Origin of the sequence: Nitratireductor sp. B36 (assembly GCF_020833685.1) — a bacterium.
In the GTDB taxonomy this organism is placed as follows: domain Bacteria; phylum Pseudomonadota; class Alphaproteobacteria; order Rhizobiales; family Rhizobiaceae; genus Nitratireductor.
The window spans coordinates 399,814-414,991 of sequence record NZ_JACKZY010000003.1 but is presented as its reverse complement, the minus strand read 5'-3'; the positions used below and the strand labels follow the sequence as shown (position 1 = coordinate 414,991).

The following is a 15,178-nucleotide window of genomic DNA, read 5'->3' as shown; positions in this document are numbered from 1 at the left end:
AAGGATTAATGTGTGGAGAATGAGGAGGCCACGAGGATTCAAGGAGCGATGGCGCATGCCTTTACGACCTCTATTCGTGGCAGCGGCCCTTGCGGCCGCAGCGATCACTGTGCCGGCTATAGCCGGAGGTTTTTATGACGCAGGCGGTGGCCGGGTCTATGCGGATGCCTATGGCAATCTGGTGATCCACAGCCGCGCTGGCTTCAAACGTATTCTGGTCGGCAAGGGACACCTGGCTGACGACTATCGCGCGCTCGAGATCGAATCGCCGCGCCAGACAGCCTATCTGGAACGCAGCGGCGGCAAGCTCTATCTGCGCCGCGCGGCACCCTGCAGCGCCGGTGTCCTGATCAAGGGGCGCGGCTATATGTACGGCCTTTCGGAGGGCGAGCTTCCCGTGCTCGTTTCCCCCTGCGATTGATTGCGATTCATGACCAATCATCTTGCAGCATCCGTCGATCGGACGTTCCCCAAAAGACGGGCACTTGCGCCCCTTGACGGGTCTGTGCTGCGTGCCGCCGTGGTGGGCGCAGCGCTTGGCGCCGCGGTCGTGCTCGGGATGGAATTGCGCGAGCTGACCGATCGGCAGGGTGGCCTGCAGGCAAGCTTGCGCATGGCATTGGATTATGCAGCGCAGCGCGTGCAGCTTGTTGTTGGCGCCGAAAACAGACATCCTCTGTGGCAAAGCCCCGCTGAGGATGTCGCCCCGCCCCGGACGCCGGTTTCTTCTTCAGCGTCCAGCCTCACTTTCACGATCGGTAGAAACGGCGTGCTCTCGCTCCAGGGCGTGATCCAGCCGGGGAGTGCCAGCCGCCTGCGTGATGTGCTGAACGCACCGGCAGCCCCAATCACCACCATCACGCTCGATTCTCCCGGAGGTGCGCTTAACGACGCCATGGCCATGGCGCGGTTGATTCGCCAGCACGGCTTGTCGACAAGCGTCAGGGCAAATGCGACCTGCGCCTCCTCATGCCCGCTGATACTGGCCGGCGGCACACAGCGCCATGTGAGCCGCGATGCCACCATCGCCGTTCATCAGTTCCACAGCCCTGGCAGCCTTGCCGATCCTCGGCAGGCCCTTTCAGACGCCCAGCTTGTGACTGCAAGGATTTCCCGCCATCTGGATGAAATGGGTGTCGACCCCGCCCTTTGGCTGCATGCGCTCGACACCCCGCCACGCTCGCTTTACGTGCTCTCTCCGGAGCAGATGAGAGCGTATCGGCTTGTCACAGATACCCGGTCGCTGGCGTTGAACTAGGCAGGCATGTGCCGTGACAGATTGGCCGGTAGCCGACGCAGCAAGGGCCCTGTCAGCCCTCCTCCACGTCCGGCTGGTACTCAAGAATGTCGCCGGGCTGACAATCCAGCACACGGCATATCCTTTCGAGCGTCTCGAAGCGGACACCGCGCACCTTGCCGGATTTGAGCAATGAAACATTCTGTTCGGTGATGCCGATCTGCTCGGCCAGTTCCTTGGAACGCATCTTACGGCGTGCAAGCATCACATCGAGATTGACGATTATAGGCATGGCGATCACACAAAGTCGCGCTGTTCAGCACGCACCTCTGCCGCCACCGCCATCAGCCGCCCCGCCATGTACATGACGCAGGCGATGAGAAGAGCTAGAAGCTCGGAACTTCCAAACCCGATCGACAAGGCCTTCTGACCAGGTGGATTGCCAAGGGTCAGAACCAGGATCATCAATGTCTGCAACACGATGCTTCCTCCCGCCACGGCTACGAATGCAAGGCTGGCGCGGCGCAGCCAATGGGCAGATTCAACCGACAGCGGCTCCTCTGCTGCAAAAGCACCAAACATCCGCCAGACACAATAAAGCGCAGCCGCGAGCAACCCGAATTGGACGGCCATCAACACGACCGTGGCACCCACGGCCGCGGGCGTAAAGGTCAGCGGACCGGAAAGGGAAAGCCCGTTTCGAACGAGACCTTCGAAACGAACCTGCTCTCCGATCGAGGTCAGCACCAGCCAGCAAACCGCAAGAGCGATCAGAAGGCCAACACCAAGGACAATGTGCTGCATCAGGCGCCCAAGACGGCGCAATTCGGCCACGTCATGCATCAAATCACCTCTTGCTTGCATTAATTAATGTATTACGATAATTAATTATCCTGTTTCAACCTTTTTCAAAAGGACTATCTCCATGTTTCCCCCAAAATCCATCGGCCGCACCGCCCTCCCCCTCTGTGCGCTGGCAGCTTTTACCTTGAGCCTGGCGGCAGGCCCCGCCAGAGCAGAGAATTTTGATCCGTTGAGCGCCGATCCGGCCACGCTCGGGATCGCTGTCAAGATCAATGGGAATTTGCGTCTGCAGAAAGGCGATGCCGTGCTGGTGATGCAGCTTCCCAGCGAACGCAGGGAATGGGCGATCGATGAAACCTTCATTCTCGACATCGCCAAGGTCCAACAGGACGTGAAAAGTTCGAACGCGTCCGAGACCACGGGTCATTACGAACTGGCGATGATTGCGCCAACCGACCGCAGCCGATTCAAGGACGCGCTGAGAAAGGCGCGGGAAGCGAGAGAAGCGGCCGCCACCGGCGGGAAAGGGTCGATCAGCGTGTCTGTAACGGGAGGCTGCAAGACAGGCCCACTGGATCCTGCCGTCGCGACCCTGCAGGGCTTTCTGCGCGCCGACGCAGACGCCCCGCTGGTCCCTTTGACCGGCACGATGAAACTGTCGGATGTTTTCCGGCAGGCCGGCGTGCCTTTTACAGCCATCCCTGACTGTAAGTGAGCGTGGAAGCGGCGGGGCTTAGCCCTGCCGCGGCCACTCGCGAATATCCACGAAATGCCCGGCGATGGCAGCAGCGGCAGCCATTGCCGGTGAAACCAGGTGGGTGCGGCCCTTGAAGCCCTGACGCCCCTCGAAATTGCGGTTCGAGGTGGAGGCGCAGCGCTCGCCTGGCTTCAGGCGGTCGTCGTTCATCGCAAGGCACATGGAACAACCCGGCTCACGCCAGTCGAAACCGGCAGCCTTGAAGATCTTGTCCAGCCCTTCAGCCTCGGCCTGCGCCTTCACGAGACCGGAGCCCGGCACGATCATGGCGTTCAGACCGTCCTTGACCTTCTGGCCCTCGGCAATCTTCGCAGCTTCGCGCAGATCCTCGATGCGGCCATTGGTGCAGGAGCCGATGAAGACACGATCAACGGCAATGTCGGTGATCTTCGTGCCCGGCGTGAGACCCATATATTCGAGCGCGCGCTTCTTGGAGAGGCGCTTGGTCTCCTCCGTAATCTCATCCGGGTTCGGCACGACACCGGTGACAGAAACCACATCCTCGGGCGAAGAGCCCCAGGTGACGATGGGTGGCAGATTGGCGGCGTCGAGCTTGACAACACGGTCGAACTCGGCCCCTTCGTCGGTGCGCAGGGAATCCCAGTAGGCCAGTGCCATGTCCCAAGCCTTGCCTTTCGGCGCGCGCGGGCGATCCTTGATATAGGCGTAGGTGGTCTCGTCCGGCGCGATGAGGCCGGCGCGGGCGCCACCTTCGATCGACATGTTGCAGACAGTCATGCGGCCTTCCATGGAAAGCGCACGGATCGCTTCACCCGCATACTCCATGACGTGGCCGGTGCCACCGGCCGTGCCGATCTCGCCGATGATGGCGAGAATGATGTCTTTCGCGGTCACACCTTCCGGCAGCTTGCCATCCACCTCGATCAGCATGTTCTTCGCGCGGCGCTGGATCAGCGTCTGGGTGGCGAGCACGTGCTCGACCTCGGACGTGCCGATGCCGTGCGCCAGCGCGCCGAAGGCACCATGGGTGGAGGTGTGGCTGTCGCCGCAGACGATGGTCATGCCCGGCAGGGTGAAGCCCTGTTCGGGACCGACAATGTGCACGATGCCCTGACGCTCGTCATTGGCGTCATAATACTCGATGCCAAAATCGGCTGCATTCTTCGCGAGAGCTTCGACCTGAATGCGGCTTTCCGGATTCTTGATGCCGAACTTGCGGTCGGGCGAGGTCGGCACATTGTGATCGACCACGGCGAGCGTCTTTTCCGGATGGCGCACATTGCGGCTGGCCATGCGCAGGCCTTCAAAGGCCTGTGGGCTCGTCACTTCATGCACCAGGTGGCGGTCGATATAGAGCAGGCAGGTGCCGTCATCCTGCTGATCGACCAGATGGTCGTCGAAAATCTTGTCGTAGAGCGTGCGTGCTTTGGTCATTTTATTCATCCCTAGCGGAGCGAAATGGAAGGCTGGCCGGCTAATCTTGTGTCTCGTTGCATTCCCGATCGATTGACTGGATGGGAATGGCGAGCCGGTTGGCGTGTCCGCCTAAGGCAGTCGGCTCAGAAGCGAGCCGGAAACCCGCGCAAAAAAGCGGCTCGGCAGGCGCTTGACGTCCTGCAGAACAAAGCCCTTATAGGCCGGGTTTCCAAAAAGTGCTTCCATGAGAGGGCTAATACCAGCCTTTCATGGGATCGGCAATCTATCCGTCCTGCGGGCTGGTCCCGCCTTCGCCATTTGCCTTCGGCTCTTTAAGGTCGAGGCGCGTTTCGAGCCGACGCATAAGCGCCAGAACCAGCGCTCCGAGAAGACATGCAAGTCCCGCGATGAGCCAGAGTCCCAGCCCGGCTGCCAAACCAGTGGCGGCGGCAAGCCACATCCCGGCACCCGTGGTCAGCCCACGAATCTCGCCACGTTTGAAGATGATGAAACCCGCCGCGAGAAAGGCAACTCCCGCCGTGATGGCCTCGACGAGGCGGATCGGATCGGCCTTTACCTGGTCGTCACTGAAAACGGGCATCGCCACGATTTCGAGTGCAATGATTGCGAACACGGCCGAGGCGAGACAGACAAGCATGTGTGTCCGAAGGCCGGCAGGCCGGTCGGCCATTTCGCGCTCGAAACCCAGAACGCCGCCCAGCACGACCGCAATTGCGAGCCGTGCGACGATGACCTGCCAGGGCAACGTGGTTTGAGGCGTGAATTCCGCGACCAGAGCATCCATGCAAAAGGAATGCGCCTGAAGCGCCAAGGTTCCCAGCAGGCGGTTTCAAGGCTGCGCCTGGCTCCGACGCATGCGCTGTTCCAGCGCACGGAGTGCCAGCGAGAGGCCAACAGTCAGAATGAGATAGATATAGGCAACGATGGAATAGGTCTCGAAAAACCGGAACGAGCCAGAGGCGTAGATCTTGCCCATCTGGGTGATGTCGGCAACGCCGAGCACCGAGACAAGCGAAGAGTCCTTGACCATGGCCACGAAGTCATTGCCAAGAGGCGGCAGGATGGTGCGGATCGCCTGAGGAAGGATGACAAGCCGGAAGCGCTGAAAGCGCGAAAGCCCGAGCGCCTTGGCTGCTTCCACTTGACCTTCGTCGACCGACTGGATGCCGGCGCGGAAGACTTCGGCGATGAAGGCGGAATAGCCGATGGTAAGCGCGATGATCGCCCGCCACAGGAGCGAGATGTCCCGCACCTTGAGTTCCCCCAGAAGGCCGGCTTCCTGCAGTGAGGCGGTCACCGCATTCCATCCGGTGACCACGAGAGGCACACCGGCAAACGCGATCCAGAAAAGAAGGACAAGAACCGGCACGCCGCGAATGATCTCGACATAGAATCGCGCAATCTGCCGAAGCAGGAGAGACCCGGAAAGGCTCATCAGCGCGATGCCAAGCCCAAGCGCTGTGGCAAGCGCGAAACCCACCACCGTAACGAAGACGGTGATGCCGATGCCCCTTGAGACGATCGTGAAGACCTGCGTGTAGAGATCGCTTGTGGCGATAAGGAGGGCAACGCCGGCAGCGATGGCCCCGGCGGCAACGAGCCACCAGGGAAAATCCCGCTTGGCGACGGGTCTGGAGCCGGACACCGCCATCGGCTTCAGTCACGCAGGGATGAGCAACCGGAACACCCGGCAAAGAGCGGATCAGCCACGCCCTATTCACCCATCTTGTATTCGAGGAACCATTTCTTGTTGAGCGCGTCCAGCGTGCCATCCGCCTTCATAGAAGCGATGGCCGCATTGAAAGGCGCGACAAGATCGGACCCCTTGGCGAAGATAAAGCCGAAATCTTCCGAGCCGAGCGGCTCGCCGAGAAGTTTCAGCGCACCATTCGACGCGTCCACATAGCCCTGGCCACCCGTGCTGTCGGTCAAAACCACGTCCACATCGCCCGCACGCAGCGCCTGCACGGAAGCACCGAAAGTCTCGAACAGCTTGATGCGCGGATTGGCCTCATCCCCGTCGAGGACCTCATAGACCGCAGTGTAGAAAGGCGAAGTACCGGGCTGTGCGCCCATCAAACCATCCTCATAGGCAGCGAAGCTATTCGCATCGGTGAAGTTTGTCTCGTCGCTGCGCACGAGCATGTACATTTCGGAGCGCATGTAGGGATCGGAGAAATCCACCTTCTCCTTCCGGTCGTCCCGGATGGTGATGCCGGTCATGCCCATGTCGTACTGGCCGTCGGAGACCGACTGTATCATCGCGTCCCAGCTCGTGTTCTGGTACGTGACGTTGATGTTGAGCCGCCTGGCGATCTCGTTCACGGCGTCATACTCCCAGCCGACCTGCTCGCCGGAGTTGGGATCAATGAACTGCAGTGGGGGATATGCATTTTCGGTAACCACGACGACTTCGCGGCCCTGAAGGTCCGGCAGATCCTCGGCAAGAGCGGAAAAACCAGAAACCGTGAAAACTGAAGCCGCGAAGGACGCAGCCAGAAGGGACGTGCGCAACGTCATGATCAATCTCCCTGTGGCGGGCCGATGCTCGGCCGGGTGATTGCTTTTCCTTAAAGCAGAGCGTTTTCGAGTAAAAGAGCCAAGACAGCTTCAAAACTGCGGCAGCGGAGCCATCAAATGCAAAAAGGCGCACCGAAGCGCGCCTTTCGAAGAATTTTAATGCCAAATGAGACTATTCGGCGTTGTTCTCGGCGGCGGCAGCTTCCTGCGCCTTGGCAGCCTCTTCAGCAGCCTTTTCGGCCGCGAGCGCCTCAGCAGCGGCAACCTTCTCCGCCTCGATGCGGGCCTTCTCTTCGGCCGCGGCCTGACGCACGGCGTCGTTCAGGCGGCGTGCGCGCACGCTGGTGTTCTCGGTGATACGGGCCGACTTACCGCGACGATCACGCAGGTAGTAGAGCTTCGCGCGGCGAACCTTACCACGGCGGACCACCTCGACGCCCTCGACGAGCGGAGAGTAGACCGGGAACACGCGCTCGACGCCTTCGCCGTAGGAAATCTTGCGAACGGTGAAGTTTTCCTGGAAGCCGGAACCGGAACGGGCGATGCAGACGCCTTCATAGGCCTGCACACGGGTGCGCGTGCCTTCGGTGATGCGCACCAGAACGCGAACCGTGTCGCCGGGCTGGAATTCGGGAAGCTGACGCTGTGCAGCAATCTTCTCGGCCTGCTCGGCCTCGAGCTGACGGATAATGTCCATCTCTGTGTCCTCTTGTTCTTCGCGAACCGTCAGAGCGCTCATCCCAATGGCAGTTCAAGACCGCCTGAAGAGTGCCCTCCACGAGGAGGAACAGGAGCGAATTCACGTGTTCTTTGGTTAGATCCAAACCGGCCTTGGCCGTTTACGTGCGGCGCACATACACGACATTCCTGTCAGAATCAACATGAGAGACGCCTCAATTGCGGTTTTCGTAACGTTCCCAGAGATCCGGGCGGCGCTCACGCGTCAACCTCTCCGCCTCGCCACGGCGCCACTCGGCGATCTTCGCGTGATTGCCGGACAGCAGGACTTCCGGGATGGGTCTTTCCTCGAAAAGCTGCGGACGTGTGAATTGCGGATGTTCCAGAAGACCGCCTTCGAAGCTTTCCTCCTCGCCCGACGCGTCATTGCCCATAACGCCGGGCAGAAGCCGGATCGCCGCATCGAGCAGGACAAGGGCCGCCGGTTCACCGCCGGAAAGCACATAATCACCTACAGAAACCTCTTCCAGAGCGCGCGCCTCGATCACACGCTGATCGACACCTTCGAAACGCCCGCAAAGGATGACCGCGCCTGGCCCGGCTGCCAGCTCACGCACACGCTGCTGATCGAGCGGCCGCCCGCGCGGGCTCATCAAGAGGCGCGGACGCGGGTCATCAACAGGGGCAGCATGGTCGATCGCGCGGGCGAGCACGTCGGCCCGCATGACCATACCCGCGCCCCCACCGGCAGGCGTATCATCCACATTGCGGTGTTTCGTTGTGGCGAAGTCACGGATCTGGACCGTCTCCAGGGACCACTTCCCCGCCTCACGCGCCTTTCCCGCCAGCGAAACATCAAGCGGGCCTGGAAACATTTCCGGATAAAGCGTGAGGATCGTCGCGCGGAAACTCACAGGCTCTCTCCCTCGCCCTCGCGCATAATCTCGGGATCTTCATCCTCTACCAGGCCAGCCGCGACACGGTCGATCTCGACCTCGCCCTTGGAAAGGCGGACATGAGGCACAGCCGCGCGGGTGAATGGAACCATCGCCGAGCCACCTTCAGCCAGCAGAACCTCGAGAATGTCACCGCCCCCGAAATTGTGCATCGCTCGCACCTTGCCGACCTGCTCTCCGGCGTCATCGACAACCGCGAGCCCGATCAGGTCGGCGTGATAAAATTCCTCTTCCTCAAGATCATCCGGCAACGCTTCGCGCTCGACATACAGCGCCGTTCCGTTCAGCGCCTCGGCGGAGGTGCGGTCGCCAATCTCTGCAAAGCGCGCCACGACCACGTTCTTTGCCGGCCTCACATTTAGAACGGTCAGTGTGCGACCATCCGCCGTGCTCAACGGACCATAATCTCCGATAGCCAGAGGGTCGGCGGTAAACGCCTTGACGCGCACCTCTCCACGCAAGCCCTGCGGGGCGCCGACTACACCGAGCTGAATGCGGCTATCGCTTGTCTTCTGTTTGCTCATTTGCCTGATTTGCCATGACGCCGTTTGGGAAAACAGGCTTATGCGCCGTTTTACGGCTTTCCGGCAAGCTTTCCAGCGAGACTTTCCATGCGGGTGGCGAGATCGTTGAGCGCGCCGGTCACGGCCGCATCGTTCTTGCCGGACTGGTTGAGCGCTTCGTCACGGGTCTTGCGAAGCGTCGCGACCTCTCCCTCCATGGTGCGCATCCGCTTCTGCAACTCCGAAAGCTCGTCCATCACCATGATCCCGGCCATGACTGCCAATCGGTGGTCTCCGATCTCACCGAAGGAATCTTTCAGGTGCGTGATGTATCGATCGAAGCGCTGCGCCAGATTGACAAGGTGCTCTTCCTGCCCCTCATCGCATGCCATGCGATAGGACTTGCCGTCGATCGTGACTGTAACCTGTGCCATCGCCCGCCCTACCGATCCAGCACGGCACGGATGGTCTCCATGGCCGTGACCAAACGCCGCGAGACTTCGCGGTTTACCTCTTCGAGACGCTTGGCGCGTGCCTCGGATTTGTCGATCTCCTGAGCGAGACGCGCGCGGTCCGCATTCATACGCTGCAGTTCGGCATCGGAATCGGCGACGGCGCGATCCCGCTCCATGCGCGCATCGACTGCATCCTCCAGCGAAGACAGCGCCTTGCTCAGGCGCTCGATCGCCTCCTTGAGCGTGCTTTCACCACTCATGGCCGCCACCCCCCGTCGAACATTCCCGGGACAAGCCAGCCACCCATGCGGCCAAGGCATGCGGTCTCCGCAAATGTTTTGACACAGGCAATCTTGCTTACTCTCATCCGCCCAGTGACGCACCCGGACCTGTGCCGGCAGACAAATGCACGACAGCTTTTACGAAGCCTCGGCTGCGAATCGCTGGCCTTACTAACCAGTTACGCCGAAAAGATTAGGCGCCGTGTGAAGGTTCCGTCAACAAAACACGACGGCTAATCCCCCAAAATGCTGTAACAAGGTTGATACAAAATTCCCCTTCCCCAGGGGCAGCAAAACGCCCGCAAACCGTCCCTTTGTTGACTTCAAGGCCGCAACTGCTATGTGTCGCCTGCTTTTTCAAAAGGGCCGGGACTGCCTGTGCAGTCTGCCCGACAACTGCCGAAAGCGGACCAGCGAGCAATCATGATCTCACGCGACAAACACGACCGGATGGCCAATGCGATCCGCTTCCTTTCGATGGACGCGGTGGAGAAGGCCAATTCGGGCCACCCCGGCCTGCCGATGGGGGCAGCAGACATTGCCACGGTGCTTTTCACCCGCTTCATGAAGCACGATCCCAAAAACCCGGATTGGGCCGACCGCGACCGGTTTGTCCTGTCCGCCGGCCATGGCTCGATGCTGCTTTATTCGCTGCTGTACCTGTTGGGCTATGAAGATATCACGATCGACGAGATCAAGAACTTCCGCCAACTCGGCTCGCGCACGGCCGGCCATCCGGAATTTGGCCATGCTGCTGGCATCGAGACAACGACCGGACCGCTGGGCCAGGGCCTCGCAAACTCCGTCGGCATGGCGATTGCCGAGCGCATTCTGAATGCGCGCTTCGGCGACGATCTGGTCGACCACTACACCTATGTTCTGGCCGGCGACGGCTGCCTGATGGAAGGCATCAGCCAGGAAGCGCTGACGCTTGCCGGGCATCTGAAGCTCAACAAGCTGATCGTCCTTTTTGACGACAACCAGATCTCCATCGACGGCTCCACCTCACTGACAGACTCCACCGATCAGTGCGAGCGCTTCGAGGCTTCGGGCTGGAACACGATGCGCATCGACGGCCATGACCCGGATGCGATCGCCGGCGCCATCGAAGCCGCAAAAAAGGCGGACAAACCAACCCTGATTGCCTGCCGCACCACCATCGGCTTTGGCGCACCGACCAAATCCGGCACTGCAAAGGTGCACGGTTCCCCGCTCGGCGCGGAAGAAATCGCCGGCGCGCGCAAGGCGCTTGGCTGGAACGCCGAACCTTTCGTCGTTCCTTCGGACATTCTTGACGACTGGCGCCTTGCCGGTCTGCACTCGGCCAAGGAGCGCAAGGCCTGGGAAGATCGTCTTGCAGCTGCCGACGCGGAAACGCGGGGCGAATTCGAGCGCCGCATGCGCGGCGACCTGCCGGAGACCTTCTCCGCGGCCATGCTCGAATACAAGGAAAAGCTCGCAGCCGAACCGCCAAAGGTAGCGAGCCGCAAGGCTTCGGAAATGGCGCTTGAGGCCATCAACGCCGTTCTTCCCGAAACCATCGGCGGCTCTGCGGATCTGACGGGTTCCAACAACACCAAGACCAGCCAGACCGGCCCCATCAGTGCCGAGGACTTCTCCGGCCGCTATGTCCACTATGGCATCCGCGAACACGGCATGGCCGCAGCCATGAACGGCATGACGCTGCATGGCGGCATCATCCCCTATGGCGGCACGTTCCTGACCTTCTCGGACTATGCCCGCCCGGCAATGCGTCTTGCCTCACTGATGCAGATCCGTTCCATCTTCGTGATGACGCATGACTCCATCGGTCTTGGCGAAGACGGCCCGACCCACCAACCGGTGGAACATCTGGCAGCGCTGCGCGCAATCCCGAACCACCTCGTGTTCCGCCCGGCGGATGCAATCGAGACAGCAGAATGCTGGCAGGTGGCGATAGAGAGCCGTAAGGCACCCTCCACGCTCGCCCTCTCGCGTCAGAATCTTGCGCCGGTGCGCACCAGCCACGAAACCGACAATCTCTGCGCGCGCGGCGCCTATGAACTTGCCGGTTCCGAAGACGAAGCCAAGGTGACGCTCTTCGCCACCGGCTCGGAAGTGGAAGTGGCGATGAATGCCAAGGCCCTTCTCGATGCCGCCGGCCACCCGGCCCGCGTCGTTTCCGTGCCGTGCTTTGAATTGTTCGAACAGCAAAGCGATGATTACCGAAAAGCGGTGATCGGCAACGCCCCCGTAAAGGTGGCAATTGAAGCCGGTATCCGACAGGGCTGGGATGCAATTATCGGGTCCGATGGTATCTTCATCGGTATGACAGGGTTCGGCGCCAGTGCGCCCGCTCCGGAACTCTACAAGCATTTCGGCATCACGGCCGAAGCTGCTGCAAATGCCGCCCAGAAGCGGCTGACAGAGCTTGGTTGAAGCCGCTAGCGGGCTTGTTTTGGTTTGGGGCGGACGAATGGCCGCCCCGCCATCTGGATTCTTGACGCTGACGCCGCTATGAAACGGCGTCTCTTTCCGTGCTTGCGCACGGCCACCCACTCTCCGGAGGAAGTTCATGACCGTCAAAGTTGCCATCAACGGATTTGGCCGCATCGGCCGCAATGTCGTACGCGCGATCTATGAATCGGGCCGCAAGGATATCGACATCGTCGCGATCAACGATCTCGGCCCCGTCGAGACCAACGCCCACCTCCTGCGCTATGACAGCGTGCATGGCCGCTTCCCCTCCGAGGTGAAGGTCGACGGCGACACGATCAACATCGGCTCCGATTCCTTCAAGGTGTTCGCAGAGCGCGACCCGTCCAAGCTGCCCTGGGGTGAGCTGGGTGTCGACATCGTGATGGAATGTACGGGCATCTTCACCGCCAAGGAAAAGGCATCGCTGCATCTCGATGCCGGGGCAAAGCGCGTGCTGGTTTCGGCTCCGGCTTCCGGCGCCGACCTGACGGTTGTCTATGGCGTCAACCACGACAAGCTCTCCAGCGAGCACCGCGTGGTCTCCAATGCCTCCTGCACCACCAACTGCCTGGCGCCGGTGGCCAAGGTTCTGAACGACGCCTTCGGCATCGAAAAGGGCTTCATGACCACGGTTCACGCCTATACGGGCGACCAGCCCACGCTCGACACGATGCACAAGGATCTCTATCGCGCCCGCGCCGCTGCGATGTCCATGATCCCGACCTCGACGGGCGCCGCCAAGGCTGTCGGCCTTGTTCTGCCGGAGCTTAACGGCAAGCTGGACGGCGTTTCCATCCGCGTTCCAACCCCCAATGTTTCGGTCATCGACTTCAAGTTCGTTCCGAAGAAGAAGGTCACTGTAGAAGAGGTCAACCAGGCGCTCGTCGCTGCCGCCGATGGCGGCCTGAAGGGCATCCTCGCCTACACCAATGAACCGCTCGTCTCCATCGACCTGAACCACAACCCTGCCTCCTCCACCTTCGCGCTCGACCAGACCAAGGTGATCGAAGGCGATCTGGTTCGCGTCATGTCCTGGTATGACAATGAATGGGGCTTCTCGAACCGCATGGCCGACACGGCCGTGGCCTTCGGCAAGACCATCTGATACGGTTTTCAAGCCATTCAGAACGCCCGGCCACCGCGCCGGGCGTTTTTCTTTTGGCCCGGCTCTTGCATCTCACTTCCGCCGCACCTTTTATGAAAAAAGAACAGCAACTTGCGGCAGGCGGGATGAAGAGAAGCGAATGGATCAGGGCATTTACGTTATAACGCTGGTGGGCACGACCCTCGTGCTGTTCGCTGCGTTTTCCAGCCTGATCGCCTTCCGTTTCGGCGCCCCGCTGCTTCTCATCTTCCTCGGTATCGGACTGGCTGCAGGAACGGACGGTCTGGGACTCGATTTCGACAATGCAGCCATAGCGTATTTCATCGGCTCGCTGGCGCTGGCAGTGATCCTGTTCGATTCAGGCTTCGGCACGCCCATAGCTGCGTTTCGCCAAGCTGCGGCGCCGGCAATCATTCTCGCAACAATCGGTGTTCTGCTAACGGCAGGCCTGGTGGGTGTTGCAGCCTACTACGTGACCGGCTTCGGCTGGCTTGAATCCCTGCTGCTCGGCGCCACCGTGGCCTCCACAGACGCAGCGGCTGTATTTTTCCTGCTTCGAGTGGGGAACATCTCCGTGCGCGAGCGCGTGCGCTCCACTCTGGAAGTCGAATCCGGATCGAACGATCCGATTGCAATTTTTCTCACGCTTTCCCTCGTCGGCCTCATCGCCGGTGGCGAGGCCATCAAGGCGGGAGAACTTGCGGCCGACGTGGCGCTCGGTTTTTTGCAGCAAATGGGCATCGGCCTCATCGCCGGCCTTCTCGGTGGCTGGAGCATCGTGCGACTGGTCGTCCGGCTCCGGCTCGAGCAGGGGCTGCTGCCGATCTTCGTTCTGGCTCTGTCCCTGCTCGTCTTCGCGCTGGCTGGTGCCGTCGGCGGCTCGGGCTTTCTTGCCGTGTATGTGGCCGGGCTGATTGCGGGTAATGCCAAGCTCCGCTCGACTGCCATGCTCAAACGCTTTCAGGACGGCGTGACCTGGCTCGCACAGATCATCATGTTTCTCGTGCTCGGTCTCTTCGCAACACCTTCGCAATTTGCCGAGATCGTGCTGCCTGCGCTCTTCATCGGCCTTTTCCTGATTTTCATCGCGCGACCAATCGCGGTGACCCTCTGCCTGATGCCGTTCCGGTTTTCCCCGGCGGAAAGCGCCTTCATATCATGGGTGGGCCTGCGCGGAGCGGTCTCGATCCTGCTCGCGATCACTCCGCTGATCGACGAGTTGCCCAATGGCAGGCCCCTGTTCAACATCGTCTTTATCATCGTGCTGGTTTCGCTCATCGTGCAAGGCTGGACGGTGGGACCGCTGGCGCGCCGGCTGGGGCTGACACTGCCACCGCGGATGGGCCCACTGAACAAGGTAGAGCTGGAACTGCCAGGCTCGGCCCGCCACGAGCTTCTTGCCTATCGTGTGGTGGCGGGAAGCCCCGTGGAACGTGGCCAACGGATTCCACGCTGGGCGAAACCTTCCCTCGTGGTGCGCGACGGGCGCTCCATGACCTATCAATATGCCGGGCGTCTTGCCGCCGGCGATCACGTTTATATCTTCGTGCCTGATCGCTATCCCCGTCTCCTCGACCGGCTGTTTGCCAGCCCCGTGGAGATGGATCCCGAGGACGCCGAGTTTTTTGGCGCTTTTGCCGTCGACCCGGAGCGGCCGGCATCCGATATTGAGGCGGCTTATGCGACCGGTCTGAGCGAAGAAGACCAGAAGAAAACCATTGCCGAGCTGATACGCGAACGGCTGGGCGGTCGCGCCGAATATGGCGACCGGACGACGCTGGGCGAGATCGAACTGATCGTGCGCGATGTGGACGAAAACGGGCGGATCAGCTCGGTGGGACTTTCCGTCGAACCTCAGACGCCGGAAACCCGATTGCCGCTCCTGCTCAGCCCCCGCGACCTCGTGCGGCGCATTTTCCAGAAACCATAGCCAGAAACCATAGTCGATGTCGGCTTAGAATCCCCATCCTCCATCTTGCACCAACCGCAAGGCGTTGTATGGTCCCCGACGAATTCACATCATCCTT

At 60.9% G+C, this 15,178-nt stretch carries 17 protein-coding genes; 6 read left to right on the top strand and 11 right to left on the bottom strand.

Annotated features, from left to right (window positions below; all coding sequences use genetic code 11):
- The first annotated feature begins 55 nt into the window (after positions 1-55).
- Together H7H48_RS13760 and H7H48_RS13755 are read left to right on the top strand one after the other, a co-directional pair.
- Complete coding sequence (locus tag H7H48_RS13760) at positions 56-421, top strand: hypothetical protein (protein ID WP_229449627.1); 366 nt, start codon at positions 56-58, stop codon at positions 419-421.
- A 9-nt stretch (positions 422-430) separates the two neighbouring features.
- Positions 431-1,258: a hypothetical protein gene (locus H7H48_RS13755; RefSeq protein WP_229449626.1), complete on the top strand. Its 828-nt coding sequence runs from the start codon at positions 431-433 to the stop codon at positions 1,256-1,258.
- Positions 1,259-1,310: 52 nt separating this feature from the next.
- Here the strand turns inward: H7H48_RS13755 and H7H48_RS13750 are convergent, their stop codons facing one another.
- Both H7H48_RS13750 and H7H48_RS13745 read right to left on the bottom strand, forming a co-directional pair.
- On the bottom strand, positions 1,311-1,529 hold the full coding sequence (locus tag H7H48_RS13750; RefSeq protein WP_229449625.1) for a helix-turn-helix transcriptional regulator: 219 nt from the start codon (positions 1,527-1,529) through the stop codon (positions 1,311-1,313).
- 5 nt (positions 1,530-1,534) lie between these two features.
- The gene (locus H7H48_RS13745) at positions 1,535-2,080 is read right to left on the bottom strand and encodes a DUF2975 domain-containing protein (protein ID WP_229449624.1); all 546 of its coding nucleotides are present in this window, start codon (positions 2,078-2,080) and stop codon (positions 1,535-1,537) included.
- Positions 2,081-2,162: 82 nt separating this feature from the next.
- Here H7H48_RS13745 and H7H48_RS13740 point away from each other — a divergent pair, with 82 nt between their 5' ends.
- Positions 2,163-2,756: a hypothetical protein gene (locus tag H7H48_RS13740; RefSeq protein ID WP_229449623.1), complete on the top strand. Its 594-nt coding sequence runs from the start codon at positions 2,163-2,165 to the stop codon at positions 2,754-2,756.
- A gap of 18 nt (positions 2,757-2,774) precedes the next feature.
- Here H7H48_RS13740 and leuC read toward each other — a convergent pair whose 3' ends face one another.
- The 9 genes from leuC to H7H48_RS13695 all read right to left on the bottom strand — a co-directional run bounded on the left by leuC (position 2,775) and on the right by H7H48_RS13695 (position 9,568).
- Positions 2,775-4,193 carry a 3-isopropylmalate dehydratase large subunit gene (gene leuC / locus H7H48_RS13735; RefSeq protein ID WP_229449622.1) on the bottom strand — a complete coding sequence of 473 codons (1,419 nt, stop codon included), beginning with the start codon at positions 4,191-4,193 and terminating at the stop codon, positions 2,775-2,777.
- Between the two features lie 265 nt (positions 4,194-4,458).
- Complete coding sequence (locus H7H48_RS13730; protein WP_229449621.1) at positions 4,459-4,980, bottom strand: MgtC/SapB family protein; 522 nt, start codon at positions 4,978-4,980, stop codon at positions 4,459-4,461.
- A 45-nt stretch (positions 4,981-5,025) separates the two neighbouring features.
- Positions 5,026-5,847, bottom strand: coding sequence for an amino acid ABC transporter permease (locus H7H48_RS13725; protein ID WP_229449620.1), 822 nt, complete (start codon positions 5,845-5,847; stop codon positions 5,026-5,028).
- 62 nt (positions 5,848-5,909) lie between these two features.
- Positions 5,910-6,716 (bottom strand): transporter substrate-binding domain-containing protein, encoded by an 807-nt coding sequence (locus H7H48_RS13720; protein WP_229449619.1) that lies wholly within the window; start codon positions 6,714-6,716, stop codon positions 5,910-5,912.
- A 172-nt stretch (positions 6,717-6,888) separates the two neighbouring features.
- Complete coding sequence (rplS, locus tag H7H48_RS13715) at positions 6,889-7,413, bottom strand: 50S ribosomal protein L19 (RefSeq protein ID WP_065817109.1); 525 nt, start codon at positions 7,411-7,413, stop codon at positions 6,889-6,891.
- 196 nt (positions 7,414-7,609) lie between these two features.
- Complete coding sequence (gene trmD, locus H7H48_RS13710) at positions 7,610-8,308, bottom strand: tRNA (guanosine(37)-N1)-methyltransferase TrmD (protein ID WP_229449618.1); 699 nt, start codon at positions 8,306-8,308, stop codon at positions 7,610-7,612.
- Complete coding sequence (gene rimM / locus H7H48_RS13705) at positions 8,305-8,874, bottom strand: ribosome maturation factor RimM (RefSeq protein WP_229449617.1); 570 nt, start codon at positions 8,872-8,874, stop codon at positions 8,305-8,307. The genes trmD and rimM overlap by 4 nt, the downstream gene beginning before the upstream one ends.
- 50 nt (positions 8,875-8,924) lie before the next feature.
- Entirely contained in the window at positions 8,925-9,287 is a 363-nt protein-coding gene (locus H7H48_RS13700) for a cell division protein ZapA (protein ID WP_229449616.1), read from the bottom strand.
- 8 nt (positions 9,288-9,295) lie between these two features.
- Complete coding sequence (locus tag H7H48_RS13695; RefSeq protein ID WP_229449615.1) at positions 9,296-9,568, bottom strand: DUF4164 domain-containing protein; 273 nt, start codon at positions 9,566-9,568, stop codon at positions 9,296-9,298.
- Between the two features lie 444 nt (positions 9,569-10,012).
- Here H7H48_RS13695 and tkt point away from each other — a divergent pair, with 444 nt between their 5' ends.
- From tkt to H7H48_RS13680, 3 genes are all read left to right on the top strand, one after another.
- Positions 10,013-12,007: a transketolase gene (gene tkt / locus H7H48_RS13690; protein ID WP_229449614.1), complete on the top strand. Its 1,995-nt coding sequence runs from the start codon at positions 10,013-10,015 to the stop codon at positions 12,005-12,007.
- Between the two features lie 136 nt (positions 12,008-12,143).
- Positions 12,144-13,151 (top strand): type I glyceraldehyde-3-phosphate dehydrogenase, encoded by a 1,008-nt coding sequence (gene gap / locus H7H48_RS13685; RefSeq protein ID WP_229449613.1) that lies wholly within the window; start codon positions 12,144-12,146, stop codon positions 13,149-13,151.
- Between the two features lie 139 nt (positions 13,152-13,290).
- Positions 13,291-15,081, top strand: a complete 1,791-nt coding sequence (locus H7H48_RS13680) for a potassium/proton antiporter (RefSeq protein ID WP_229449612.1) — start codon at positions 13,291-13,293, stop codon at positions 15,079-15,081.
- Positions 15,082-15,178 lie beyond the last annotated feature (97 nt).